General features: G+C 71.7%; 15 protein-coding genes, 1 tRNA gene, 1 rRNA gene and 1 pseudogene. 14 read left to right on the top strand and 4 right to left on the bottom strand.

Annotation, left to right across the window (positions count from 1 at the left end; translation table 11 throughout):
- The 3 genes from rrf to ACWCV3_RS26555 form a co-directional block, all read left to right on the top strand.
- Positions 1-93, top strand: a 5S ribosomal RNA gene (gene rrf, locus ACWCV3_RS26545); the annotation flags it as partial.
- A gap of 117 nt (positions 94-210) precedes the next feature.
- The gene (locus ACWCV3_RS26550; protein WP_451229167.1) at positions 211-876 is read left to right on the top strand and encodes a DegT/DnrJ/EryC1/StrS family aminotransferase; all 666 of its coding nucleotides are present in this window, start codon (positions 211-213) and stop codon (positions 874-876) included.
- A gap of 85 nt (positions 877-961) precedes the next feature.
- Positions 962-1,034: transfer RNA gene (locus ACWCV3_RS26555), tRNA-Thr, on the top strand.
- 84 nt (positions 1,035-1,118) lie between these two features.
- Here ACWCV3_RS26555 and ACWCV3_RS26560 read toward each other — a convergent pair.
- Positions 1,119-3,875, bottom strand: coding sequence for a SpoIIE family protein phosphatase (locus ACWCV3_RS26560; RefSeq protein WP_451229086.1), 2,757 nt, complete (start codon positions 3,873-3,875; stop codon positions 1,119-1,121).
- 323 nt (positions 3,876-4,198) lie between these two features.
- On the opposite strand from ACWCV3_RS26560, the gene ACWCV3_RS26565 reads away from it, so the two are divergent.
- The 10 genes from ACWCV3_RS26565 (at position 4,199) to ACWCV3_RS26610 (ending at position 18,961) form a co-directional block, all read left to right on the top strand.
- On the top strand, positions 4,199-9,658 hold the full coding sequence (locus ACWCV3_RS26565; protein ID WP_451229088.1) for a HAMP domain-containing protein: 5,460 nt from the start codon (positions 4,199-4,201) through the stop codon (positions 9,656-9,658).
- 241 nt (positions 9,659-9,899) lie between these two features.
- Entirely contained in the window at positions 9,900-10,577 is a 678-nt protein-coding gene (locus tag ACWCV3_RS26570) for a response regulator (protein ID WP_451229091.1), read from the top strand.
- Positions 10,578-10,702: 125 nt separating this feature from the next.
- Positions 10,703-13,405, top strand: coding sequence for a DNA translocase FtsK (locus tag ACWCV3_RS26575; RefSeq protein ID WP_451229094.1), 2,703 nt, complete (start codon positions 10,703-10,705; stop codon positions 13,403-13,405).
- Between the two features lie 280 nt (positions 13,406-13,685).
- On the top strand, positions 13,686-14,531 hold the full coding sequence (locus ACWCV3_RS26580) for a helix-turn-helix domain-containing protein (RefSeq protein WP_451229096.1): 846 nt from the start codon (positions 13,686-13,688) through the stop codon (positions 14,529-14,531).
- Positions 14,532-14,642: 111 nt separating this feature from the next.
- Positions 14,643-16,115 (top strand): 30S ribosomal protein S12 methylthiotransferase RimO, encoded by a 1,473-nt coding sequence (gene rimO / locus ACWCV3_RS26585; protein ID WP_451229099.1) that lies wholly within the window; start codon positions 14,643-14,645, stop codon positions 16,113-16,115.
- The gene (gene pgsA, locus ACWCV3_RS26590) at positions 16,112-16,855 is read left to right on the top strand and encodes a CDP-diacylglycerol--glycerol-3-phosphate 3-phosphatidyltransferase (RefSeq protein ID WP_451229101.1); all 744 of its coding nucleotides are present in this window, start codon (positions 16,112-16,114) and stop codon (positions 16,853-16,855) included. Before rimO ends, pgsA begins: the two co-directional genes overlap by 4 nt.
- Entirely contained in the window at positions 16,852-17,397 is a 546-nt protein-coding gene (locus ACWCV3_RS26595) for a CinA family protein (protein ID WP_451229104.1), read from the top strand. The genes pgsA and ACWCV3_RS26595 overlap by 4 nt, the downstream gene beginning before the upstream one ends.
- Before the next feature lie 109 nt (positions 17,398-17,506).
- The gene (locus tag ACWCV3_RS26600) at positions 17,507-17,881 is read left to right on the top strand and encodes a helix-turn-helix domain-containing protein (RefSeq protein ID WP_086696108.1); all 375 of its coding nucleotides are present in this window, start codon (positions 17,507-17,509) and stop codon (positions 17,879-17,881) included.
- A gap of 195 nt (positions 17,882-18,076) precedes the next feature.
- Positions 18,077-18,547, top strand: coding sequence for a Dps family protein (locus ACWCV3_RS26605; protein WP_451229107.1), 471 nt, complete (start codon positions 18,077-18,079; stop codon positions 18,545-18,547).
- 126 nt (positions 18,548-18,673) lie between these two features.
- Positions 18,674-18,961, top strand: coding sequence for a hypothetical protein (locus ACWCV3_RS26610; protein WP_451229110.1), 288 nt, complete (start codon positions 18,674-18,676; stop codon positions 18,959-18,961).
- A 52-nt stretch (positions 18,962-19,013) separates the two neighbouring features.
- On the opposite strand, the gene ACWCV3_RS26615 is transcribed toward ACWCV3_RS26610, so the two are convergent.
- Together ACWCV3_RS26615 and ACWCV3_RS26620 are read right to left on the bottom strand one after the other, a co-directional pair.
- Positions 19,014-19,859 carry a DNA-formamidopyrimidine glycosylase family protein gene (locus tag ACWCV3_RS26615; RefSeq protein ID WP_451229113.1) on the bottom strand — a complete coding sequence of 282 codons (846 nt, stop codon included), beginning with the start codon at positions 19,857-19,859 and terminating at the stop codon, positions 19,014-19,016.
- A gap of 45 nt (positions 19,860-19,904) precedes the next feature.
- Positions 19,905-24,848: an ATP-dependent helicase gene (locus ACWCV3_RS26620; RefSeq protein ID WP_451229116.1), complete on the bottom strand. Its 4,944-nt coding sequence runs from the start codon at positions 24,846-24,848 to the stop codon at positions 19,905-19,907.
- Between the two features lie 82 nt (positions 24,849-24,930).
- Between ACWCV3_RS26620 and ACWCV3_RS26625 the strand changes: the two are divergent.
- Positions 24,931-25,118: pseudogene (locus ACWCV3_RS26625) on the top strand (AraC family transcriptional regulator); the annotation flags it as partial.
- 65 nt (positions 25,119-25,183) lie between these two features.
- Here the strand turns inward: ACWCV3_RS26625 and ACWCV3_RS26630 are convergent.
- Positions 25,184-26,128, bottom strand: a complete 945-nt coding sequence (locus tag ACWCV3_RS26630; protein ID WP_451229119.1) for a hypothetical protein — start codon at positions 26,126-26,128, stop codon at positions 25,184-25,186.
- Between the last annotated feature and the right edge of the window lie 15 nt (positions 26,129-26,143).

A 26,143-nucleotide genomic window follows, 5' to 3' on the forward strand; every position in this document is an offset into this window, starting at 1 on the left:
ACGCCCGGTTACATTCCGAACCCGGAAGCTAAGCCTCACAGCGCCGATGGTACTGCAGGGGGGACCCTGTGGGAGAGTAGGACGCCGCCGAACTAATCTTGATAAAAGGGTTGGTCCCTGAACTTCGGTTCAGGGACCAACCCTTTTTTGTTTTCCTTAACTTGTCGTTCACGCCGCCCATCGAACATGTGCCGCATGAGTACCGCAGCCATGCTCAAGGCCGCCGGCGTGGGCGCCGGGGACGAAGTCGTCGTACCTGCCTTCGGCAACGCCGAAGTCGCCGAGGCGGTCGCTCTGGTGGGCGCGCGGCCGGTGTTCGCCGACATAGATCCGGCCTCCTACTGCCTGGACGCGGACTCCGTCGGGGCGGCCCTTACGGACCGGACCGCGGCCGTCGTCGTAGTCCACCGGTTCGGCCGGCGGGCCGACGTCAGGCTGCTGCGCGAGCTGGGGCACCGGCGCGGGTTGCTGGTGCTGGAACGGGGTGAAGCCGACGCTCCTGGTGAGGAGTTGGTCCGGCGTCGCGAGCGAGCTGCCTATCTGGACGCCCGGCTCAAGGGAGTTCGGACGCCGGACAGCGGTGACGGGCACACCTACCAGCAGTACGTGGTCCGGGTGCCGGGCAACGGGCGTCCCGACCGGGACGCGTTCGCACGGGCCCTGCGGGCCAGGGGAGTCGCCTGCCGGATTCCGGTCCAGACCCCCGCCCACCGCCTGCCGGCGTTCCGGCGCCCCGGCTGGACGCTGCCGGAGACCGAGCGGGCCGCGGACGAGACGCTCGCACTGCCCGTCGACCCTGCCCTGACGAAGCGGGAGATGCAGCGGATCGTCGCCGCGTGCAATGCACTTGGCGGACTGCTCCAGCCCGCTTTCTGAACAGGCTGCGAACGGATTTGGGAAGCCGAGCCCGTTCAGGGTACGATCTTCTTGTTGCCGCGAGGGAGACCTCGAAAGCGACAAGGCCCCCATAGCTCAGTCGGCAGAGCGTCTCCATGGTAAGGAGAAGGTCAACGGTTCGATTCCGTTTGGGGGCTCAGCACTAAAGGCCCCACCCGATTCGGGTGGGGCCTTTAGCATGTCCGCAGGTCCGGCCCGCCCGGCGGGCCGGACCAGGGACCTCAGTCCTGCTGAAGCCCCGGTACCCGCATCGCCAGGATGGCCATGTCGTCCGAGGGGGCGTCCGAGGCGAAGCGCTCCACCGCGCGCAGCACGCGTGCCGCGACCGCGCCGGCCGTGAGCCCCGTACAGGTCGTCAGGACGTCCGCGAGGCCGTCGTCGCCGAGCATGCGGGTGCCTTCTCGACGTTCGGTGACGCCGTCCGTGACGCAGAGGAGGACGTCGCCGGGGTCGAGGGTGACCGTCTCCTCGTACAGTTCCAGGTCCTCGATGACGCCCAGGAGGGGCTGGGGTTCGGCGGCCGCGGTGACCGTGCCGTCCTGGCGCAGGCGCAGGGGGAGCGGGTGGCCGGCGCAGACCACCTTCAGCTCGGCGCCGCCGTTCTCCTGGGGGCGCAGCTCGCCGTAGAGCAGGGTCAGGAAGCGGCTGCGGTCGCCCTCGTCGAGGATCGCGGAGTTCAGCCGCTCCAGGACCGCCGGGCCGCTGAGACCCTCGCGGGCGAGCAGACGCAGGGCGTGCCGGGCGAGGCCGGTCACGGCGGCGGCGTTGGGGCCGGTGCCGCAGACATCGCCGATGGCGAAGCCGTAGGCGCCGTCACCGATGGGGAAGAGATCGTAGAAGTCGCCGCCGACCTCGTTGCCCTCGCCCGCCGCGCGGTAGATGACGTCGACCTCGACGCCGTCGATGGGCGGGAGGCCGGGGGGCAGGAGGCTGCGCTGGAGGGACTGGCTGATGGCCGTGCGCTCCGAGTACAGGCGGGCGTTGTCCAGCGCCAGGGCGGCCCGGCGGGACAGGTCCTCGGCCAGTTCCAGGATCTCCTGGCGGAAGTGCTCGTCGGTGGGTTTGCCCAGGGTCAGCATGCCGATGACCCGGTTGCGGGCCACCAGGGGCAGTACCACGGTCTCGCCGCCGACCGCCGAGGCGGTCGCCAGGCTGGGGCCGATGCTGGAGGTGAGCTGCTGGGTGGGGCCGCCGGAGAGGCCCAGGCTGCGCATGGAGCTGCGCAGGGCTGCCTGGTGGGCCACCTCGCCGGGCAGAGGCCAGACCCGTGCGCCGGGCGTCAGTACCGGGTCGGGCGGCGGGATCTTCGACAGCAGGGACTTGATGCCGTCGATGAACTCCTCGTCCTCGTGCAGGACGTACGAGAGGTACGGGTCGGCGGACTGCTCGCTGATCGTGTAGACCGCGCACCAGGTGGCCAGGGTCGGCACGGTCATCTGGGCCATCAGGGCGAGGGTCTGGTCGCGGTCCAGGGTGCCGGCGAGCAGGTCGGACGCCTCGACCAGGAAGCTGAGCGATCCTCGGCGCAGCCGCTCCAGCTCGCCGAGGCGGGCGGACTCCACGGCGAGCGCGATGCGGTCGGCGGCGAACTGCAGGCGCAGTGCCTCCTCGTTGGAGTACCGGCCCGGCGCCTCGGCCGCCACGCCCAGGGAGCCGGTGAGACGGCCCTCGACCTTGAGCGGCACGGTGACCACCGAGCGCATGCCGGTGCTCGCCAGGAGAGGCACGGCGGCGCTGGGGACGGCGCTCAGGTCGTCGTGGACGGCGGGCATGCGGGCGGAGCCGTAGCGGCCGGGGCCGGCCTCGACGGGGACGCGGGCGAAACGCTGGCGGGTGGAGGGCAGGCCGGTGGAGGCGCGGACCTCGAGTTCGGTCTCGTCGTCCGTGGCGAGCAGCAGGAAGGCGGAGTCGCCGTCGAGCATGTCGCGGGCGCGCTCGACCGTGCGCTGGAGGAGTCCGTCCAGGTCGTCGGGGGCGGGGGAGCCGATGAAGACCTCGAAGGGGTCCGCGTTCGGGCCGTCGGAGCCGTTCGGATCGCCGGAGGGGACCCGCGAGGGGGTCTGGAGGACGGCGCGCTCGTGGTCGCGGACCAGCAGGCAGACGGTGGAGGGCTCGCCGCCGGTGTCCCGGACGCGCAGGTGGGAGGCGTATACGGGGGAGACGCGGCCGTCGGCGCCCCGGACGCCGTAGCTGCCCTCCCAGCGGGAGAGCTGGAGGGCCTCGGCGATGCCGGTGCCGGTGCCGGGGGTGTGCGGCCAGGCGGCGAGGTCGGTCAGGGGCCTGCCGACGACCTCGTGGGCCGGGTGGCCGAAGAGTTCCTCGGCGTCCTCGTTCCAGGCGCTGACGCAGCCCTTGCGGTCGATCTGGAGGACGGCCACCCGGACCCGGCTGTCGGCCAGCGGGAGCAGGTCGGGAGGGAGGGCCGGTCCGGCGGCGCGGGTGCCGACGTGGCGTTCGGGCAGGTCGAGCTGGAACCAGACGTTCTTGTGGGTGGGGCTGTACTCGACGCCCCAGCGGGTGGCGAGGGCCGCGCACAGTTGCAGGCCGCGGCCGCCCTCGCGGTCGGGGCTGCCCATGACGGCGCGCGCGCTCTGCAGCGGGACCTCGCGCTCGGGGTAGCGGTCGGAGACCTCGACGCGTACGCCGTGCTCGGTGCGCAGGCACAGGACCTCGGCCTCGGTGCCCGCGTGGACCACGGCGTTGGTGACCAGCTCGCTGGTGAGCACCACGGCGTCGTCGACGATGTCCGCGAACCCCCAGCCCTGGAGGGTGTCGCGGACGAAGGCGCGGGCGGTCGCGACCGAACGCCCGACGGGCTCGAAGCTGGCGGCCGCGCGGGCGGTGATCACGGAACTCCTTGCTCTGTCGTCGACGTGCGGGGCAGGTGGTCCGGCCGGGCCGGACCGCTGCTGCGGGGTCCGCTCGCCCTTGGGCCGTGGCTCCGGGGGAGGCCCCCCCGAGATCAGTCCGGTGGTCATGCTCTGCGGCCGCCCCTCCGATGCCCGTGTCCTTCTCGTGCCGCCGCCCAGGCCGGTCGGGCCGGTGCGGCTGGACAGCCGGATGCAAGGTTACTTACCTTCGCCGTCGCAGTGGATGCCGGTCGCCGGTGATTACCCCCCACGGTGTGCGAACCGTGTGCGAAGCTGCCGAACTGTTATGGCCTGGTTCGGCAGGGGTGAAACACTGGGCAGGATTTTGATGAAGGTCCGTTCGGGCTGAGTGCGTCCCGAGCACGCAGGGCAGCAGCCCCAGAACGCGGCCGGGCACGGCAGTGGCGGTCTACCCCTCCGGGAGGGACACAGTGGAGTCTGGCGCAGCGACGCGGGGCAATAGGACGCGCGCGAAGGGCCGGCCGTCCCCGCGCGGGAGCGGTGGCGTCACAGAGGTGGACACGGCTGCCCTGAACCGGTTGCTCGCCGCGCTGGAATCCATGCGCGACGGCAACTTCCGCAAGCGGCTCACGGTGTCCGGCGACGGTGTGATGTCGGAGATCGCGGCGGTCTTCAACGAGGTCGCCGACCGCAATCTGCATCTGACCGGTGAGCTGGCCCGGGTGCGGCGCACGGTCGGCCGGGAGGGGAAGCTCACCGAGCGGCTGGAGACGGGCGCCTGCGAAGGCTCCTGGGCGGCCGCGGTGGAGAACTCCAACGCGCTGGTCGACGACCTGGTGTGGCCGGTGTCCGAGGTCAGCCGGGTGCTGACGGCGGTCGCGGAGGGCGATCTGTCGCCGCGTATGGACCTGCGCACCGAGGCGCCGGACGGAACCGGGCATCCGCTGCGGGGCGAGTTCCTGAAGGTCGGCCGGACCGTCAACAACCTGGTCGACCAGCTCTCCACCTTCACCGACGAGGTCACGCGGGTGGCCGTCGAGGTCGGCACCGACGGCAAGCTCGGCGGGCAGGCGAAGGTGCGGGGCATGTCGGGTTCCTGGAAGGACCTGACGGAGTCCGTCAACACGATGGCGAACCGGCTCACCGCCCAGGTGCGGGACATCGCGCTGGTGACGACGGCGGTCGCGGGCGGTGATCTGTCGCGGAAGGTCACCGTGCAGGTGGCGGGCGAGATGCTGGAGCTGAAGAACACCGTCAACACGATGGTGGAGCAGCTCTCCTCGTTCTCCTCCGAGGTGACACGGGTGGCCCGTGAGGTGGGCACCGAGGGCATCCTGGGCGGGCAGGCGCAGGTGCCGGGCGTGGCCGGGGTGTGGAAGGAGCTGACCGACTCCGTCAATACGATGGCCGGCAACCTGACGCTCCAGGTGCGGGGTATCTCCCAGGTGACGACGGCCGTGGCCAACGGTGACCTCTCGCAGAAGGTGACCGTGCCCGCGCGGGGCGAGGTGGCGCAGCTCGCCGAGACGATCAACCAGATGACCGAGACGCTGCGGATCTTCGCGGACGAGGTCACGCGGGTGGCCAACGAGGTCGGTGCCGAGGGCCGCCTCGGCGGGCAGGCGAACGTGCCCGGTGCGGCGGGCACGTGGAAGGACCTGACGGACTCCGTGAACACGGTGTTCCGGAACCTCACCACCCAGGTGCGGGACATCGCCGCGGTGACGACCGCCGTGGCAAGCGGTGACCTGTCGCAGAAGGTCACCGTCGACGTGGCGGGCGAGATGCTGGAGCTGAAGAACACCGTCAACGGGATGGTGGACCAGCTCTCGGCGTTCGGTGCCGAGGTGACGCGGGTCGCGCGGGAGATCGGTGTCGAGGGCGAGCTGGGAGGCCAGGCGCAGGTGTCCGGCGCGGCCGGTACCTGGAAGGACCTCACCGACTCGGTCAACACTGCCTTCCGCAACCTCACCGGCCAGGTGCGCAACATCGCCCAGGTGACGACGGCGGTGGCCAACGGCGATCTGTCGCAGAAGGTCACCGTGGACGTGTCCGGTGAGATGCTCCAGCTGAAGAACACCGTGAACACGATGGTGGACCAGCTCTCCAGCTTCGCCGACCAGGTGACGCGGATGGCCCGTGACGTGGGCACCGAGGGACGGCTGGGCGGCCAGGCACGGGTTGACGGGGTGTCGGGCACCTGGAAGGAGCTGACGGACTCCGTCAACTTCATGGCCGGCAACCTCACCTCCCAGGTGCGCAACATCGCCCAGGTGACGACGGCGGTGGCCAACGGCGACCTCTCCCAGAAGATCGACGTGGACGCCCGCGGTGAGATCCTGGAGCTGAAGAACACCATCAACACGATGGTGGACCAGCTCTCCGCCTTCGCCGACCAGGTGACCCGGGTGGCCCGTGACGTGGGCACCGAGGGCCGACTCGGCGGTCAGGCGCAGGTGCCGGGCGTGGCCGGGGTGTGGCGGGACCTCACCGATTCGGTGAACGGCATGGCGGGGAACCTCACCGCCCAGGTCCGCAACATCGCCCAGGTCGCCACCGCGGTCGCGCGCGGCGACCTCTCCCAGAAGATCACCGTGGACGCGCGCGGGGAGATCCTGGAGCTGAAGAACACGCTGAACACGATGGTCGACCAGCTCTCGTCGTTCGCGCAGGAGGTCACCAGGGTGGCCCGTGAGGTGGGTACGGAGGGCATGCTCGGCGGTCAGGCCGAGGTGCAGGGTGTCTCCGGCACCTGGAAGGACCTCACGCAGTCCGTGAACTTCATGGCCAACAACCTCACGATCCAGGTGCGCAACATCGCCGAGGTCACGACGGCGGTGGCCAAGGGCGATCTGTCGAAGAAGATCACCGTCGACGCCAAGGGCGAGATCCTCGAACTGGTCACCACGGTCAACACCATGGTCGACCAGCTCTCCAGCTTCGCCGAGCAGGTGACGCGGGTGGCCCGCGAGGTGGGTACCGAGGGCATCCTGGGCGGGCAGGCGCACGTACCGGGTGTCACGGGCATCTGGAAGGACCTGAGCAACAACGTCAACCTGATGGCCAACAACCTGACCATGCAGGTGCGCAACATCTCCCAGGTGGCGTCCGCGGTGGCCAACGGCGACCTGACGCGGCAGGTCACCATCGAGGCGCGCGGTGAGGTGGCTCAGCTCGCCGACACCATCAACACCATGGTGAAGACGCTGAGTTCGTTCGCCGACCAGGTCACCAAGGTGGCACGTGAGGTGGGTACGGACGGCATCCTGGGCGGCCAGGCGCACGTGCCCGGTGTCGCGGGCACCTGGAAGGACCTCACCGAGTCGGTGAACGGTATGGCGTCCAACCTGACGGGCCAGGTGCGCAACATCGCCATGGTCACGACGGCGATCGCCAAGGGCGACCTGACCAAGAAGATCGACATCGACGCGCGGGGCGAGATCCTGGAGCTGAAGACGACGATCAACACGATGGTCGACCAGCTCTCCAGCTTCGCCGAGGAGGTCACCCGCGTGGCCCGCGAGGTGGGCACCGAGGGCCAGCTCGGCGGCCAGGCGCGCGTGCTCGACGTGGACGGCACCTGGCGGGACCTGACCGAGTCGGTGAACGAGATGGCCGGGAATCTGACCCGGCAGGTGCGCGCCATCGCCAAGGTGGCCACCGCGGTGACCCGCGGCGACCTGAACCTGAAGATCGACGTGGACGCGTCCGGGGAGATCCAGGAACTCCAGGACTACATCAACAAGATGATCGCCAACCTGCGCGACACCACGATCGCCAACAAGGAGCAGGACTGGCTCAAGGGCAACCTCGCCCGGATCTCGGCGCTGATGCAGGGCCGCCGGGACCTGGAGGACGTGGCGTCGCTGATCATGAGCGAGCTGACGCCGGTGGTCTCCGCGCAGCACGGCGCGTTCTTCCTGACCATGCCGCTGCTGGACGGCAGGGACCTCGCCGGGGACGGCGAGGAGGAGTACGAGCTGCGCATGCTCGGCTCGTACGGCTGCTCCACGGGGGCCATGCCGACCTCGTTCCGGCCCGGTGAGGGGCTGATCGGGACGGCCGCGCAGGAGAAGCGGACGATCCTGGTCAGGGATGTGCCGAGCGGCTATCTGAAGATCTCCTCGGGGCTGGGGGAGGCCCCGCCGGCGCAGGTCATCGTGCTGCCGGTGGTGTTCGAGGGCAATGTGCTCGGTGTGATCGAGCTGGCGTCGTTCACGCCGTTCACGCACATCCAGCGCGACTTCCTCAACCAGATCGCGGAGATGATCGCCACCAGCGTCAACACGATCTCCGTCAACACCAAGACCGAGCAGTTGCTCAAGCAGTCCCAGCTGCTGACCGAGCAGCTCCGGGAGCGCTCGGCGGAGCTGGAGAACCGGCAGAAGGCGCTGCAGTCCTCCAATGCCGAACTGGAGGAGAAGGCCGAGCTGCTGGCCCGCCAGAACCGGGACATCGAGGTGAAGAACACCGAGATCGAGGAGGCGCGGCAGGTCCTGGAGGAGCGTGCCGAGCAGCTCGCCGTGTCGATGCGCTACAAGAGCGAGTTCCTCGCCAACATGTCGCACGAGCTGCGTACGCCGCTCAACTCGCTGCTGATCCTGGCCAAGCTGCTCGCCGACAACGCGGAGAGCAACCTGTCTCCCAAGCAGGTCGAGTTCGCCGAGACCATCCACGGTGCCGGGTCCGACCTGCTCCAGCTCATCAACGACATCCTCGACCTGTCCAAGGTCGAGGCCGGCAAGATGGACGTCTCCCCGACGCGGATCGCGCTGGTCCAGCTCGTGGACTACGTGGAGGCGACCTTCCGCCCGCTGACCGCGGAGAAGGGCCTGGATCTCTCGGTGCGGGTCTCCCCGGAGCTGCCCGCCACCCTGCACACCGACGAACAGCGTCTGCTGCAGGTGCTGCGCAACCTGCTGTCCAACGCGGTGAAGTTCACCGACTCGGGCTCGGTGGAGCTGGTGATCCGGCCCGCCGGCACCGATGTGCCGCAGACCATCCGGGAGCAGTTGCTGGAGGCCGGGGCGCTGACCGATCCGGACGCCGATCTGATCGCGTTCTCGGTGACCGACACCGGGATCGGCATCGCCGCCAGCAAGATGCGGGTGATCTTCGAGGCGTTCAAGCAGGCCGACGGCACGACCAGCCGCAAGTACGGCGGTACCGGCCTCGGTCTGTCCATCTCGCGGGAGATCGCCCAGTTGCTCGGCGGTGAGATCCACGCGCAGAGCGAGCCGGGGCGCGGGTCCACGTTCACGCTGTACCTGCCGCTGCACCCGAGCGAACTCCCGCCGCAGGGCTACCAGCAGTCCGTGGCCCCGATGGAGGCCGGGGAGCTGGTCGCCTCGGAGGCGCATCTGTCCGCCAGGCTGACGGAGACCCGGGCCGAGACGCCGGCCGAGGTGAAGTCGTACCGGGAGACGCAGAACGGGCCCGCAGCGCTCTTCCGGCGGCGCCGCCGGAACCTGCCCGAGGCCGAGGCGCGGCCGGATCAGCCGATCACCATCGAGCAGTCCGAGGACACCGAGCGCCCGGTGCGCGCGGTGCGGTTCAGCGGCGAGAAGGTGCTCATCGTCGACGACGACATCCGCAACGTCTTCGCGCTCACCAGCGTCCTGGAACAGCAGGGCCTGTCCGTGCTGTACGCGGAGAACGGCCGCGAGGGCATCGAGGTCCTGGAGCAGCACGACGACGTGGCCGTGGTGCTGATGGACATCATGATGCCGGAGATGGACGGGTACGCGACGACGACCGCGATCCGCAGGATGCCGCAGTTCGCCGGGCTGCCGATCATCGCGCTGACCGCGAAGGCGATGAAGGGAGACCGGGAGAAGGCGCTCCAGTCGGGCGCCTCGGACTACGTCACCAAGCCGGTCGACCCGGATCATCTGCTGGGCGTCATGCGGCAGTGGATGCGGCCGGAGTGACGGTGCGCCAGGACCGGCCACGGGGGCGCGGTGCACAGCGCGGGCCAGGTGTGGGAACCTCGGATTCCGGGAACCTTCCGGGCTCTGCCCGCGTTTGAACCGTGTGTACCGTGACATCGCGGTGACAGGGTGTGGCGACGGGCGGGGTGCGGCTACGATGACCGGCACAAGGACGGGCGGCGAAAGGGAGTCGTCCCCTGGGGCGGCGCCCGGTGTACCGCCGGGGCGAGGAGGGCGGGCCATGGTGCAGAAGGCCAAGATCCTCCTGGTCGATGACCGGCCGGAGAATCTGCTGGCGCTGGAGGCCATCCTCTCTGCGCTCGATCAGACGCTGGTGCGGGCATCGTCCGGGGAGGAAGCGCTCAAAGCACTGCTCACGGACGATTTCGCGGTCATCCTGCTGGATGTCCAGATGCCGGGGATGGACGGCTTCGAGACGGCCGCGCACATCAAGCGGCGGGAGCGGACCCGGGACATCCCGATCATCTTCCTCACCGCGATCAACCACGGCCCGCACCACACCTTCCGGGGTTACGCGGCGGGCGCGGTCGACTACATCTCCAAGCCGTTCGACCCGTGGGTGCTGCGCGCCAAGGTCTCGGTGTTCGTCGAGCTGTACATGAAGAACTGCCAACTGCGGGAGCAGGCGTCGCTGCTGCGGCTCCAGTTGGAGGGCGGGCAGAAGGACACGGTCGACACCAAGGAGCCCGCCGGGCTGCTCGCGGAGCTGTCGGCTCGGCTCGCCGCCGTCGAGGAGCAGGCCGAGGCGCTCTCCAAGCAGTTGGACGACGAGTCGGCCGACGCGGCGGCGGTGGCCACGGCCGCGCACCTGGAGCGCAAACTCACCGGTCTGCGCCGGGCGCTGGACGCTCTGGAGCCCGGTGCCGACGGCTCCGCCCCACTACCTCCGCAGAGTTGACGCTCCGCCGGGTCCCCGGAACCCCATGAGCGAGCGTCAATTCGACTCCCGGTCAAGGGCGACACGAACGGGTGAAGCAGTGGGCACACGTGTCCGTTGTCGTCTCCCCCGGTAACCTCGGTCCCATGGCCTCACGTCCCTCCGCAGCCAAGAAGCCGCCCGCCAGGAAGGCGGCCGCTCCCGCGAAGGCTCCGGCGCGGAAGGCGGTCGCCGGGAAGGCCCCGGCCAAGAAGGCGGCGGCCCGCCGGGCCCCGGTCCGCAAGGCACCGCCCAAGCCCGCGCCGAGCCCCACCGGGGGCCTGTACCGACTCGTCCGCGCCGTATGGCTCGGCATGGCGCACGCGGTCGGCGCCGTCTTCCGGGGGGTGGGGCAAGGGGCGCGCAACCTCGACCCCGCCCACCGCAAGGACGGGATCGCACTGCTGCTGTTCGCCGTCGCGCTGATCGTCGCCGCCGGCACCTGGGCCGACCTGAGCGGACCCGTCGGAGACCTGGTGGAGATCCTGGTCACCGGCTCCTTCGGCCGCCTCGACCTGCTGGTGCCGATACTGTTCGCGGTCATCGCCGTGCGGTTCATCCGGCACCCGGAGCAGCCGGAGGCCAACGGCCGGATCGTCATCGGCCTGTCCGCGCTCGTCGTCGGCGTGCTCGGCCAGGTGCACATCGCCTGCGGCTCGCCCGCGCGAGGTGACGGCATGCGGGCCATAAGGGACGCCGGCGGCCTCATCGGCTGGGCCGCAGCCACCCCGCTGACCTACACGATGAGCGAGGTGCTCGCCGTACCGCTGCTGGTGCTGCTCACGGTGTTCGGGCTGCTCGTGGTCACCGCCACCCCGGTCAACCACATCCCGCGCCGGCTGCGCGCTCTCGGCATCCGCCTCGGCGTGCTGCACGACTACGCGGCCGACCTGGACGACGCCGAGGGCTACGACGAGCAGTGGCGCGACGAACCGCCCGCGCGCCCCCGCGGCCGCCGCGCCGGCCCCCAGGCGTACGACCCCGACGCCGCCGAGGACGAGGCGCTGACCCGGCGCCGCCGCCCCCGCCGGTCCGCGCAGTCCGAACCGCGCGAGATGGACGCAATCGACGTGGCCTCGGCCGCCAACGCCGCGCTCGACGGCGCCGTGCAGCACGGGATGCCGCCGTCCCCGGTCGTCGCCGACCTCACCCAGGGCGTGAGCGCGGGGGACCGCGAGGAGACCACCCCGGTCCCCGTGCCCTCCCCGGCGCCGTCGTCCCGGCCGGTGCCGGGCAGGAGGAACACCGACTCCGGTGTCCTCGACCTCACCAAGGCGCCCCCGGAGGTGCCCCGCGAGATGCCCGCCCGCGCGGAGCAGCTCCAGCTCTCCGGTGACATCACCTACTCGCTGCCCTCGCTGGACCTGCTCACCCGGGGCGGCCCCGGCAAGGCGCGCAGCGCGGCCAACGACGCCATCGTGGACTCCCTGCGCACGGTGTTCTCCGAGTTCAAGGTGGACGCCGCCGTCACCGGCTTCACCCGGGGCCCCACGGTCACCCGGTACGAGGTCCAGCTCGGCCCGGCCGTGAAGGTCGAGCGGATCACGGCGCTGGCCAAGAACATCGCCTACGCCGTCGCCAGCCCGGACGTGCGGATCATCAGCCCCATCCCCGGCAAGTCGGCCGTCGGCATCGAGATCCCCAACACCGACCGGGAGATGGTCAACGTCGGTGACGTGCTGCGGCTCGCGCAGTCCGCCGAGGACGACGACCCGATGCTGGTCGCCTTCGGCAAGGACGTCGAGGGCGGCTACGTGATGCACTCGCTGGCCAAGATGCCGCACATGCTGGTCGCCGGCGCCACCGGCTCCGGCAAGTCCTCCTGCATCAACTGCCTGATCACCTCGATCATGATGCGGGCGACCCCCGAGGACGTCCGGATGATCCTGGTCGACCCCAAGCGCGTCGAGCTCACCGCCTACGAGGGCATCCCGCACCTGATCACACCGATCATCACCAACCCCAAGCGGGCAGCCGAGGCCCTGCAGTGGGTGGTGCGCGAGATGGACCTGCGCTACGACGACCTCGCCGCCTACGGCTTCCGGCACATCGACGACTTCAACCGGGCCGTGCGCGAGGGCAAGGTCACCCCGCCCCCGGGCAGCGAGCGGGAGCTGCAGCCGTACCCGTACCTGCTGGTGATCGTGGACGAGCTGGCCGACCTGATGATGGTCGCCCCGCGCGACGTCGAGGACGCGATCGTCCGCATCACCCAGCTCGCCCGCGCCGCCGGCATCCACCTGGTGCTGGCCACCCAGCGGCCCTCGGTCGACGTGGTCACCGGTCTCATCAAGGCCAACGTGCCCTCTCGTCTCGCCTTCGCCACGTCCTCGCTGGCCGACTCCCGCGTCATCCTCGACCAGCCCGGCGCCGAGAAGCTGATCGGCAAGGGCGACGGGCTCTTCCTGCCCATGGGCGCCAGCAAGCCGACCCGTATGCAGGGCGCGTTCGTGACCGAGGAAGAGGTCGCGGTCGTCGTCCAGCACTGCAAGGACCAGATGGCGCCGGTCTTTCGGGACGACGTCACCGTCGGCACCAAGCAGAAGAAGGAGATCGACGAGGACATCGGCGACGATCTCGACCTGCTCTGCCAGGCCGCCGAGCTGGTGGTCTCCACGCAGTTCGGGTCGACGTCCATGCTCCAGCGCAAGCTGCGGGTCGGCTTCGCCAAGGCGGGCCGGCTGATGGACCTCATGGAGTCCCGGAACATCGTCGGTCCCAGCGAGGGTTCCAAGGCGCGTGACGTTCTTGTGAAGCCTGACGAACTGGACGGCGTGCTCGCCGTGATTCGCGGGGAGTCTGACGGATAGGGCTTCGGACCACCCGGCGTGTCGGGACTGCGCCGGGTGGCGGCACCACCGTGATCCACCCGTTAGACATCGGCGGGCAACCGTTTCCCTTCGCAGTACGTCAAGTTGAGCGAGAGCAGGGGCGTGGGTACCGGCCCGGGCCTCCCGCTCCCGTCCGCCGTCGGGCTGACCGGCCATTCCGATGGCGTACAAGTCCGTTCGCCTGCTTGCCCCACCCTTTCGTACCCCGCCTAGACTGAACGCTCAGCACAGGTGGCTCACCCGCTCGAAAGGCGCCCCCGTGTCCATCGGCAGCAATCCCCCCGAAGACGAGCCCCCGCTCACCGACGCCCCCCTGCCCGACGGTCCTTCCGTCGGCACCGCCCTGCGCCAGGCCCGCGTCGCGGCCGGGCTGAGCCCGGGTGACGTCAGCGACGCCACCCGCATCCGCCTCGCGATCGTGCACGCCATCGAGGAGGACGACTTCTCCTCCTGCGGCGGCGACGTGTACGCGCGCGGCCACATCCGCAACCTGGCCAAGGCGGTCCACCTCGACCCTGTCCCGCTCATCGCCCGGTTCGACGCCGAGCACGGCGGCCGGCCCGCGCCCACCCCCGCGGCCCCCCTGTTCGAGGCGGAACGCATCCGCCCCGAGCGCCGGGGCCCCAACTGGACCGCGGCCATGGTCGCGGCCATCGTCGTCGTCATCGGCTTCGTCGGCTTCACCGCCGTCAAGTCCCAGACCGGCGGCGACACGGACACCCAGGCCGTGGAGGGCAAGGCCTCGCCGACCGCCGGCGGGTCGGCGGCGCCCACCCCGAAGACGGGGCAGTCCGCCACGCCGAAGTCCGACCCGTCCGACAGCGCCATCGCGGCCGCCCCCCAGGACAAGGTGACCGTCCGGGTCACCGCGCCGGGCGGGCGCAGCTGGATCTCCGCGAAGGACCACAACGGCCGCATGCTGTTCGACGGACTGCTCAACCAGGGCGAGTCCAAGACCTTCCAGGACAGCACCAAGATCAACCTGATTCTCGGTGACGCCGGGGCGATCGAGCTGTACGTCAACGGCAAGAAGATCGACGACGACTTCCGGCCCGGTGCCGTGGAGCGGCTCACGTACACCAAGGGCGATCCCGAGGTCGGGTGACGCCTTCCGGGCACATGGAGCGAGCAGACCGTGACGGGGTCGACGGGGTTGTCCGGCAACGGCCAACCCCGTCGACATGGGGTGCGGGACAGACAAAGTAGTCTTGAGCCCATGCCTGAACGCCGTACCGTCGCACTAGTCACTCTCGGCTGCGCCCGTAACGAGGTGGACTCGGAGGAGCTCGCAGGCCGTTTGGAGGCGGACGGCTGGCAGCTCGTCGAGGACGCCGCGGACGCCGATGTCGCCGTGGTCAACACCTGTGGGTTCGTCGAAGCCGCCAAGAAGGACTCGGTCGACGCACTCCTGGAGGCCAACGACCTCAAGGACCACGGCAGAACCCAGGCCGTCGTGGCGGTGGGCTGCATGGCCGAGCGGTACGGCAAGGAGCTGGCCCAGGCGCTGCCCGAGGCCGACGGCGTGCTCGGCTTCGACGACTACGCCGACATCTCCGACCGCCTCCAGACCATCCTGTCCGGCGGCGTGCACGCCGCCCACACCCCGCGCGACCGCCGCAAGCTGCTGCCGATCAGCCCGGCCGAGCGCCAGGAGTCCGCGGCTGCCGTCGCCCTGCCCGGCCACGGCCCGGCCGACCTCCCGGACGGCCTCGCGCCCGCCTCCGGCCCGCGCGCGCCCCTGCGCCGCCGCCTGGGCGGCTCCCCGGTCGCCTCGGTCAAGCTCGCCTCCGGCTGCGACCGGCGCTGCTCCTTCTGCGCCATCCCGTCCTTCCGCGGCTCCTTCATCTCCCGCCGCCCCAGCGACGTCCTCAACGAGACTCGCTGGCTGGCCGAGCAGGGTGTGAAGGAGGTCATGCTGGTCTCCGAGAACAACACCTCCTACGGCAAGGACCTGGGCGACATCCGCCTGCTGGAGTCCCTGCTGCCCGAGCTGGCCGAGGTCGACGGCATCGAGCGGGTCCGCGTCAGCTACCTCCAGCCGGCCGAGATGCGCCCCGGCCTGATCGACGTGCTGACCTCCACCCCGAAGGTCGTGCCCTACTTCGACCTGTCCTTCCAGCACTCCGCGCCGAACGTGCTGCGCGCCATGCGCCGCTTCGGTGACACCGACCGCTTCCTGGAGCTGCTGGACACCATCCGCAACAAGGCCCCCGAGGCCGGCGTCCGCTCCAACTTCATCGTCGGCTTCCCCGGCGAGTCCGAGGGCGACCTGGCCGAGCTGGAGCGCTTCCTGACCGGCGCCCGCCTGGACGCCATCGGTGTCTTCGGCTACTCCGACGAGGAGGGCACGGAGGCGGCCACCTACGACACCAAGCTGGACGAGGACGTGGTCGCCGAGCGCCTCGCCCACATCTCCCGGCTCGCCGAGGAACTCGTCTCGCAGCGCGCCGAGGAGCGCCTCGGGGAAACCGTGCGCGTCCTGGTGGAGTCCGTCGACGGCGAGGACGGGGTGTACGGCCGCGCCGCGCACCAGGCCCCGGAGACCGACGGCCAGGTGCTGCTCACGAGCGGCGAGGGTCTCGCCGTGGGACGTATGGTCGAGGCGAAGGTGGTCGGCACCGAGGGGGTCGACCTGGTGGCCGAGCCGCTCCCGGGCTCGTCGGCGTGCAGCGAGGAGGCGGCCAGATGACCGGAGTCCCGGCATCCGCCTCGGGCGGCCCCTCCGGCGCGCGCGGCGCGACCGGCCAGGCCGTCGACGGTGCTCCGGAGGTCTCCGACCCGGCCGCCGCGATGGAAGCGCGGCACCCCCGTGCCGGCAAGCTGGCCGTCGCGGCGGTCAACCAGGCCAGCGTCTGGAACGTCGCCAATCTGCTCACCATGCTCCGGCTGCTCCTGGTGCCGGGCTTCGTGGCGCTGCTGCTGGCGGACGGCGGCTACGACCCGGCCTGGCGCTCCTTCGCCTGGGCGGCCTTCGCCGTCGCCATGATCACCGACCTGTTCGACGGGCATCTGGCGCGCACCTACAACCTGGTCACCGACTTCGGGAAGATCGCCGATCCGATAGCGGACAAGGCGATCATGGGCGCCGCGCTGATCTGCCTGTCCTCCCTGGGCGACCTGCCCTGGTGGGTGACGGTGGTCATCCTGGGCCGGGAACTCGGCATCACCCTGCTGCGTTTCGTCGTCATCCGGTACGGCGTCATCCCGGCCAGCCGGGGCGGCAAGCTGAAGACGCTCACCCAGGGCGTCGCGGTCGGCATGTACGTGCTCGCGCTCACCGGCTGGCTGGCCACCCTGCGGTTCTGGGTAATGGCGGCCGCGGTCGTCCTGACGGTGGTTACCGGCCTCGACTACGTGCGGCAGGCGATGGTGCTGCGCCGCCGGGGAATCGAGGAGCGGGCGGCGGCGTTGGAAGAGCGGGAAGCGTGAACTCCACGGCCACCGAGCTGGTGCGGCTACTCACGGTGAACGGCGAGACGCTCGCCGTCGCCGAGTCGCTGACCGGTGGCCTGGTCGCCGCGGAGATCACCTCGGTCCCCGGCGCCTCCCGGGTGTTCCGGGGTTCGGTCACCGCCTACGCCACCGAGCTGAAGCACCGGCTCCTCGGAGTCGACGCCGGTCTGCTGGAACGATCCGGCGCGGTGAATCCGCAGGTCGCAGCTCAGATGGCGGCCGGCGTGCGGGAGTCCCTCGGTGCCGACTGGGGCATCGCCACCACCGGGGTGGCGGGCCCCGACCCCCAGGACGGGCAGCCGGTCGGCACGGTGTACGTGGCCGTCGACGGACCCCTCCGGAAGGGCCCGGCTTCCGCCTCCGGCGGAAAAGTGGAGGCCCTGCGGTTGAACGGCGGCCGTACGGAAATTCGTATGGAGAGTGTACGGAGCGTACTCGCACTGCTTGTAGCGGAGCTTGTGGGCGAACAGACCGGAAATGAGCGGGCACAGGATACGGAACGGAACGGGGGGTTTTGATGTTTGCAGCCCTGAGTGAACACGACATCGCTCCCCGCACGGCCGCGGCGCGAGGCGGTACGGTGGGGCGAGAAGGATGCGGCTACGCGGTCCGAGGAGGGAGCCACCGATGATTCTGCTCCGTCGCCTGCTGGGTGACGTGCTGCGTCGGCAGCGCCAGCGCCAGGGCCGTACTCTGCGCGAAGTCTCCTCGTCTGCCCGGGTCTCACTCGGCTATCTCTCCGAGGTGGAGCGGGGGCAGAAGGAGGCTTCCTCCGAGCTGCTCTCCGCGATCTGCGACGCGCTGGACGTACGGATGTCGGAACTCATGCGTGAGGTGAGTGACGAACTCGCGCTCGCCGAGCTGGCCCAGTCCGCCGCCGCCACCGACGGCGTACCCGCACCGGTCCGGCCGATGCTGGGTTCCGTGTCGGTGACCGGTGTGCCGCCGGAACGGGTGACCATCAAGGCACCCGCCGAAGCGGTGGACGTGGTCGCCGCGTGACCTGCGCGCACGCGGCCTAGCGCCCGATACGTGTGAGCCCCGGCCGGGCCTCCCTGGATCTTCCGGGTGAGACGCGGCCGGGGCTTTCGCATGTGCGAGTCAAGTGGTCTGCGGATATTTGCTGCGTTTGCCCGGTCCGGATCACCCGGTCATGGTGGGAGGGACCCGAAGCCCCCTAGGACCCGAGGACAGCGGATGTACGCGGTGAAGAGTTCCCTCCCCGAGGCCGCCCTGAAAACCGTCACCGAAGCCCTCCAGGGGGCGCTCGTGGACCTGGTCGACCTGTCGCTGGTCGCCAAGCAGATCCACTGGAACGTGGTCGGGCCACGTTTCCGGTCCATCCACCTCCAGCTCGACGAGGTGGTCCTCTCCGCGCGCACCGCCTCCGACCTGGTGGCCGAACGCTCCTCGGCGCTCGGCGTCCCGCCGGACGGACGCGCGGCCACGGTCGCCTCCGGCACCGGCATCGAGGTTCCGCCGGCCGGCTGGATCAAGGACACGGACGCGGTCGCCGGCATGGTCGCCGCCCTCGGCGCGGTCATCGGGCGGATGCGGGAGCGGGTGCACGCCACCGGTGACGCCGACCCGGTCACCCAGGACATGTTCATCCAGACCACGGGTGACCTCGAGAAGCACCACTGGATGTTCCAGGCCGAGAGCGCTTAGCGGCGGCGGGCTTTCGGGCCGGTCTTCCCCGGGCGTCCGCCCGGTGCTGCTCCGGTGAGCCCTTCGGTGCGCCTTCCGCAGGTGGCAGGCGGTGTTCTAGCTTCTCCGGCTGGAGGTGGCGTGTCCATGGACGGGCGAATAGTGCGCTGGGGGGCAGGACTGGGGTTCGGCGCGGTGTGGTGGTGGGCGGTGCTGCGGCTCACCCTCGGCGACGGCGCGGGAGCGCTGGAGGGGTCCGTGGTGCTCGGGGGGTGGGGGCTTGGGGTGCTGCCGGTGCACTGTGTCGCCAAGGACCGGGCCGAGGGGGCGGTGCGGACGGGGCGCTGGCGGGAGGCATGGCGGACCACGGGGGAGGAACCGGTCGCGGAGACGAGTGCCGAGGTCACTCGTTCGGGTGAGGCAGGGGCGGGGTGAGCGTGGCTGCTCCGGGAGTGACGGGGACTCGCGTTGATGTTCGCGGCTTCGGTCAGCGCGCGGGGCGAGGGTAGCGCTCCCGCCAGCGCTGTGCGGCGCCGGGTGCGGGGCTCGGGCCGCTCTGGCAGGTGGGACACCAGTAGGTGGGTCGGTCCTGGACGCCGTCCCCCTGGTCGGCCACGCGTACGCGGGTGCGGCAGCGCAGGCAGGGGCGGGAGGCGCGGCCGTAGACGTAGAGGTCGTTGCGGGGCAGGCCGGTGGTCCGGCGGACCGGGCGGGCCCGGTTGACCTCCAGCAGGCGCTGGGCGACGCCGGGGAGCTGGGCGGCGCGGCCCTCGGGGAGTGAGCCCACGGGGAGCCAGGGGGTCACGCCGAGCAGGAAGCACAGCTCGCTCTTGTAGACGTTGCCGATCCCGGCGAGATTGCGCTGGTCGAGCAGGGCCTCGCCGAGGGCGCGGTCCGGGTCGGCGTACAGGTTGGCGAGGGCGAGCGTCGGGTCCCAGTCGTGGCCGAGGAGGTCGGGCCCCAGATGGCCCACCACGCTCTCCTCGTCCTCGGTGCGCAGCAGCTCCAGCACCGAGAGGCGGTATCCCACGGCCACGCGGTCGCCGGCGCCCAGGACGATCCGGATCTGGTGTCCTGCGCCGCCCCGCCAGGGCTGGCCGGGGCGGTACACCTTCCAGGCGCCCTCCATCCGCAGATGCGTGTGCAGGGTGAGGCCGCCCTCGAAGCGGGTCAGCAGGTGCTTGCCGCGCGGGGCGGTGTTCAGCACGGTGCGGCCGGTCAGGTCGACCGTCGCGTACTGCGGCACCCGGAAGTCGCTGAGGGTCAGCACCCTGCCCGCGAGCGCGTCGTGCAGCCGCTTGGCGGTCTGCCACACCGTGTCACCTTCGGGCATGCATCCAGGGTGCCACGGCGCGGGCGCCTTCTCCGGCCGCCGGGCTCAGGCGCGCAGGCGCAGGCCGCGTGGGGTGGCCACGAAGCCGGCGCCCTCCAGCAGGGGGCCCAGGGCCGAGGTCAGGGCCGCGGCGCCGTTGATCCGCTCCACGGTGACCGTGCCGAGGGAGCCCGCGCGGGCGGCGGCCGCCAGGGCCTCCGCGGCCGCGCGCAGCCGCGGGTCGTCGGCCGCCGCGGAGTCCGGCTCGGTGGGCCAGGCCAGCAGGGTCTTGCCGCCGCGCTCCATGTAGAGGATCAGCTCGCCCTCCGCCAGGACGACCAGCGAGCCCGCCTTGCGGCCCGGCTTGTGCCCGGCGCCGGTCGGCGGTTCGGGCCAGGGCAAGGCGGCGCCGTACGCGTTGGCGGGGTCGACGGCGGCGAGGACCACCGCCTTGGAGTCGGGGGCTGTGTCCCGCCCGCGGGAACCGTGTCCCCGGTTCGCGGGGGAGCCGCCGTGGCGCGGGCCGCCGCGTGGGCCGCCCTGGCCCGGGGAGGCGTACGGGTCGGCGATGGCCGCCGGGCCGAAGGGGCGCGGGAGACCGCCGTCGTCCCCGCCCTCGGGCGGCCAGGCGAGGTCGCCGTCGAGGCTCGGGTGGCCGAAGCCGCCGGAGGACGGGTCGACGGCGTCGGACGCGGCATGGACGTCACCGGGGAAGGGCGGGAGGGCGCCGTCGCCCGCCGGGGCCGGGGTGGGTACGGCGCGCTCGCCCCGGTCGCGTGCGTTGGACACCGCGCGGAGACGGTCCACGGCGCCGTCCATGGCGAACTGGGCGGCACCCAGCCCTTCGACCACATAGCCGCGCCGGGCCTGACCGCTCTCCTCGAAGACGGACAGCACCCGGTACACCGCCGAGAAGCCGCCCTCGACTCCCTCCGCGCCCACGGCGCCCCGTGTCACGACACCGTGCCGGTCCAGCAGGGCACGGGCGCGCGCGTGGGCGCGCACGGTGGCGTCCGGCTCGGGCACGGGCAGCAGCGACCAGCGCCCGCCCACGGTCGGCGGGCCGGACCGGGAGGCGGCGCGGGCGGCTGCGGTCAGGGAGCCGTAACGTCCGCGCGGGACATTGCGTTTGGCCCGGTGTGCCGTGAAACCCGCCGTACGGCCCGAGCCCAGCAGCGCGCGCATCGGCGCCAGGGTGTCGTTGGTGAGCCGGCCCGACCAGGCGAGGTCCCACAAGGCGTCGGCCAGGTGGGCGTCGCTCGCCTCGGGGTGCGTGGTGGCGCGCACCTGGTCGGCGATCTGACGGAAGAACAGGCCGTATCCGCCCGCGAGCGTGTCCAGGATCGACTGGTGGAGCGGACCCAGCTCCAGGGGGTGCGGGGGTGGCAGCAGCAAGGGGGCGGTGTCCGCGAGGTAGAGGGAGACCCAGCCGTCCTTGCCGGGCAGGGAGCCTGCCCCGGCCCAGACGACCTCGCCCGCCGCGGTGAGTTCGTCCAGCATCGACGGCTTGTAGTCCGCCACGCGGGAGGGCAGGACCAGCTTCTCCAGCGCGGACGCGGGTACCGAGGCGCCCTGCAGCTGCTCGATCGCGCGCACCAGCCCGTCGGTGCCGCGCAGCGAGTGGCCCTTGCCGATGTGCTGCCACTGCGGAAGGAACTGAGCCAGCGCGGCGGGCGGCACCGGCTCCAGTTCGTGCCGCAGCGCGGCCAGCGAACGGCGGCGCAGCCGGCGCAGCACCGCGGCGTCGCACCACTCCTGGCCGATGCCCGCCGGATGGAACTCGCCCTGCACGACCCGGCCGCCGCCGGCCAGCCGCTGGAGGGCGCCCTCGGTCACCGCGACGCCCAGACCGAAACGCGCGGCGGCGGCAGCCGAGGTGAAGGGGCCGTGTGTACGGGCGTAGCGCGCGAGGAGGTCGCCGAGCGGGTCCTTCACCGGCTCGGTGAACGCCTCGGGGACACCGACCGGCAGCGCCGTGCCCAGCGCGTCGCGCAGGCGCCCCGCGTCCTCGACGGCCGCCCAGTGGTCCGCACCGGCGACGCGCACCTTGATGACCCGCCGGGCGGCGGCCAGTTCACGCGCCCACTCCGGCTCGGCGCCCCGTTCGGCCAGCTCGGCTTCGGTCAGCGGGCCCAGCAGCCTGAGTAGATCCGCGACGCTCTCCGGGTCCTTGGCGCGGCGGTCCTCGGTGAGCCACTGGAGTTCGCGCTCCAGCTCGGTCAGCACCTCGGCGTCCAGCAGTTCCCGCAGCTCCGCCTGTCCCAGCAACTCGGCCAGCAGCCGCGAGTCCAGGGAGAGAGCTGCGGCGCGGCGCTCGGCGAGCGGGGAGTCGCCTTCGTAGAGGAACTGGGCGACGTAGCCGAACAGCAGGGAGCGGGCGAACGGGGAGGGTTCGGGGGTCGTGACCTCCACCAGGCTGACCTTGCGGGACTCGATGTCGCCCATCAGCTCGACCAGGCCGGGCACGTCGAACACGTCCTGGAGGCACTCGCGGATGGCCTCCAGGACGATCGGGAAGGACCCGAACTCGCTCGCCACCTCGAGCAGTTGCGCCGCACGCTGGCGCTGCTGCCACAGCGGGGTGCGCTTGCCCGGGCTGCGGCGCGGCAGCAGCAGCGCGCGGGCGGCGCACTCCCGGAAGCGGGAGGCGAACAGGGCCGAGCCGCCGACCTGGTCGGTGACGACCTGGTCGACCTCGCCCTTGTCGAAGGCGACGTCCGCCGCGCCGACCGGGGCCTGCTCGCCGTCGTACTCCGTGCCGCCCGTGCCCGGGCTCCCGTCCAGTAGGTCCAGGCCCATCAGGTCGGCGTCGGGCAGGCGCAGCACGATGCCGTCGTCGGCGTGCATGACCTGTGCGTCCATGCCGTAGCGCTCGGAGAGGCGGGCGCCCAGCGCGAGCGCCCAGGGAGCGTGCACCTGGGCGCCGAAGGGGGAGTGGATCACGACGCGCCAGTCGCCCAGCTCGTCCCGGAAGCGTTCCACGACGATGGTGCGGTCGTCGGGGATGTGCCCGCACGCCTCCCGCTGCTCGGCGAGGTAGGACAGGACGTTGTCCGCCGCCCACGCGTCCAGGCCCGCGGTGAGCAGGCGCAGCCGGGCGGCCTCCTCGGACAGCGCGCCGACCTCGCGCAGGAACGCGCCCAGCGCGCGCCCCAGTTCGAGCGGGCGGCCGAGCTGGTCGCCCTTCCAGAACGGCAGCCGGCCCGGCACCCCGGGCGCGGGGGAGACCAGGACCCGGTCGCGGGTGATGTCCTCGATGCGCCAGGAACTCGTGCCCAGCGTGAAGACGTCGCCCACGCGGGACTCGTACACCATCTCCTCGTCCAGCTCGCCGACCCGGCCGCCGCCCTTCTTCGGGTCGGAACCGGCGAGGAACACGCCGAACAGGCCCCGGTCGGGGATGGTGCCACCGGAGGTGACGGCGAGCCGCTGGGCGCCGGGCCTCCCGCTGATGGTGCCCGCCACGCGGTCCCACACCACGCGAGGGCGCAGTTCCGCGAACGCGTCCGACGGGTAGCGGCCCGCGAGCATGTCCAAGGTGGCCGTGAACGCTGACTCGGGGAGCGAGGCGAAGGGAGCCGCGCGTCGCACGGTGGCCAGCAGGTCGTCGAACTGCCAGGTGTCCAGCGCCGTCATGGCGACGAGCTGCTGGGCCAGCACGTCCAGCGGGTTGGACGGCACCCGCAGCGACTCGATGCCGCCCGAGCGCATCCTCTCGGTGACCACGGCCGCCTGCACCAGGTCGCCCCGGTACTTGGGGAAGACCACGCCGGTCGACACGGCGCCCACCTGGTGCCCGGCACGGCCCACGCGCTGGAGACCGGAGGCGACCGAGGGCGGGGACTCGACCTGGACGACCAGGTCGACGGCGCCCATGTCGATGCCCAGCTCCAGGCTGGAGGTGGCCACCACGGCCGGCAGCCGCCCGGCCTTCAGGTCCTCCTCGACCAGGGCGCGCTGCTCCTTGGAGACCGAGCCGTGGTGCGCGCGGGCGATCACCTGCGGCGCGGCCTGGGCCGCGCCCGATCCGCCCATCAGCTCGGCCGGGGAGTGGTCCTCCTCCAGCTTCTCCCCGGTGGCGCGCTCGTAGGCGATCTCGTTGAGCCGGTTGCACAGCCGTTCCGCCAGGCGGCGGGAGTTGGCGAACACGATGGTCGAGCGGTGCGACTGGACCAGGTCGGCGATCCTCTCCTCGACGTGCGGCCAGATCGACGGCTTCTCCGCCTTGTCGTCGCCGTCGGCCGCGGGGGAGCCGCCCAGCTCGCCCATGTCCTCGACGGGCACGACCACCGACAGGTCGAACTCCTTGCCCGACTCGGGCTGGACGATCTCCACCTTGCGCCGGGGCGAGAGATAGCGGGCCACCTCGTCGACCGGCCGCACCGTCGCCGACAGGCCGATCCGGCGCGCGGGCCCGGGCAGCAGCTCGTCCAGCCGCTCCAGGGACAGCGCGAGGTGCGCGCCGCGCTTGGTGCCCGCGACCGCGTGCACCTCGTCCAGGATCACGGTCTCGATGCCGGTGAGCGCGTCCCGCGCGGACGAGGTCAGCATCAGGAACAGCGACTCGGGGGTGGTGATGAGGATGTCCGGCGGACGGGTGACCAGCGCGCGTCGCTCTGCGGGCGGGGTGTCGCCGGAGCGGATGCCCACCCTGACCTCGGGCTCCGGCAGGCCGAGGCGCACGGATTCCTGGCGGATGCCGGTCAGCGGGCTGCGCAGATTGCGCTCCACGTCCACCGCGAGCGCCTTCAGCGGGGACACGTACAGCACCCGGCAGCGCTTCTTCGGGTCGGCCGGGGGCGGGGTGGAGGCCAGCTGGTCCAGGGCGGCGAGGAAGGCGGCCAGCGTCTTGCCGGAGCCGGTCGGCGCCACCACCAGCGCGTCCGCCCCCTCCTCGATGGCCTTCCAGGCACCCGCCTGGGCCCCGGTGGGCGCGTGGAACGCCCCCGTGAACCATTCGCGGGTCGCGGGGGAGAAGCCTTCGAGGGCCGGGTGGGCGGAACTGACCATGAATCCATCCTGCACCTGCCCACTGACAATCGTGCTGACCTCCGCGAACGGGACGGATCGGGGCGTGCCGTGGCCGGCAGCGGTGGCCGGCGACGGGCGTACGGCGGGTTCAGGCGAGCGGGCACGGCACCGGCTGTACGCGGAACCGCCCGGCGTCGGCCTGCCCGCTCCCGCTGCATCCGCGAGACCTTCGTCCGCCACACCGACGAGGACTTCGTGATCGCGGCCGTCACGGACGGCGTCGAGGTCTTCCACCACCAGGGCGCCGAGTGGTCGTCGCGGTGGCCGTGGTGGTGACCACCGATGGGCGCCCCCTGACCCGGCTGAGCGCAGGTTCAGCCGACGTAGCGGCCGTACGCCCGCAGGGTGCGCAGCGCCTCGATCGTCCCGTCCGCGCGTGCCTCCAGCGCCGGAGCGGGTGCCCAGGGCCGTCGGCGGACCGGCCAGCCGCCGTCCTCCTCCTGCCCGGCGGCGAGGAAGTCCAGCGAACGCGCCATCTCCTCGTCCGTGAACCACGCGCGCGCGAGTGACTCGGGGGTGCGCGCGAAGTCGTGCGGGAAGTGGTGCTCGCCGGGCGCGTGGCCGGCGGAAACGGGGTGCGCGTCGAGGCGCTCCGCCTCCAGCGCCACGAGCCGCCGCTCGCGTACCAGGCGCCCGAGGCGGTCGGCGGCCGCCTCCGCGCGGGCGCGGTCGGGAACGGCGTCCAGGAAGGCCACGGCCGCCTCGACCTCGTACGGATGCGACGTCTCCAGGGCGTCCACGACCCGCCAGCAGAAGTCGGTGGCCCGGAACAGCCACGCGTGCCAGACCTCGTTGCGGTGCAGCAGTCCCACCACCGGACCCGTCGCCAGCAGCTCGCTCGGCGGGTCGTCCACCACCGGCACGAAGGGGGCCACCGGATAGCCGCGCTGGCTCGGACAGACCGCGGGCAGGGCGCCGTCTGCGGTGGACACCGAGGTCAGATAACGGCACACCCGCTCCACCCGCTGCCCGCCGCACCGGCCGATCGCGTCCAGTACCCGCAGCGCGCGGGCGGTGTGCAGCGGCTGGCTCACCGGGCCGCGCACATCGGGTTCAAGGGCGTGGCCGTAACCGCCGTCCTCGTTGCGATAGGCGTCCAGGGCCCGCTCCACCGGGTCTGTGCCACCGTTCAGGAAGCGGTGCTCGAAGAGCCGCTGCTCCAGTACACGCGCGGTCAGCCAGACGAAACGCTCCGCACGGAGGAGCGGTGTGTGCGCCGGGCGCGCGGAGGGGAGCGAGGGACCACCTGATTCGGCCATGGACCAGACCGTAGA

This window comes from Streptomyces sp. NPDC001781 (assembly GCF_053596035.1).

What these genes read in the sequence shown, in the direction of transcription:
- ACWCV3_RS26610 (WP_451229110.1), top strand. Translation starts at nt 18,674, where the DNA reads ATGGACGGGCGAATAGTGCGCTGGGGGGCAGGACTGGGGTTCGGCGCG.
- ACWCV3_RS26605 (WP_451229107.1), top strand. Translation starts at nt 18,077, where the DNA reads ATGTACGCGGTGAAGAGTTCCCTCCCCGAGGCCGCCCTGAAAACCGTC.
- ACWCV3_RS26600 (WP_086696108.1), top strand. Translation starts at nt 17,507, where the DNA reads ATGATTCTGCTCCGTCGCCTGCTGGGTGACGTGCTGCGTCGGCAGCGC.
- rimO (WP_451229099.1), top strand. Translation starts at nt 14,643, where the DNA reads ATGCCTGAACGCCGTACCGTCGCACTAGTCACTCTCGGCTGCGCCCGT.
- ACWCV3_RS26615 (WP_451229113.1), bottom strand. Translation starts at nt 19,859, where the DNA reads ATGCCCGAAGGTGACACGGTGTGGCAGACCGCCAAGCGGCTGCACGAC.
- ACWCV3_RS26570 (WP_451229091.1), top strand. Translation starts at nt 9,900, where the DNA reads ATGGTGCAGAAGGCCAAGATCCTCCTGGTCGATGACCGGCCGGAGAAT.
- ACWCV3_RS26630 (WP_451229119.1), bottom strand. Translation starts at nt 26,128, where the DNA reads ATGGCCGAATCAGGTGGTCCCTCGCTCCCCTCCGCGCGCCCGGCGCAC.
- ACWCV3_RS26575 (WP_451229094.1), top strand. Translation starts at nt 10,703, where the DNA reads ATGGCCTCACGTCCCTCCGCAGCCAAGAAGCCGCCCGCCAGGAAGGCG.
- ACWCV3_RS26550 (WP_451229167.1), top strand. Translation starts at nt 211, where the DNA reads ATGCTCAAGGCCGCCGGCGTGGGCGCCGGGGACGAAGTCGTCGTACCT.
- ACWCV3_RS26560 (WP_451229086.1), bottom strand. Translation starts at nt 3,875, where the DNA reads ATGACCACCGGACTGATCTCGGGGGGGCCTCCCCCGGAGCCACGGCCC.
- ACWCV3_RS26620 (WP_451229116.1), bottom strand. Translation starts at nt 24,848, where the DNA reads ATGGTCAGTTCCGCCCACCCGGCCCTCGAAGGCTTCTCCCCCGCGACC.
- pgsA (WP_451229101.1), top strand. Translation starts at nt 16,112, where the DNA reads ATGACCGGAGTCCCGGCATCCGCCTCGGGCGGCCCCTCCGGCGCGCGC.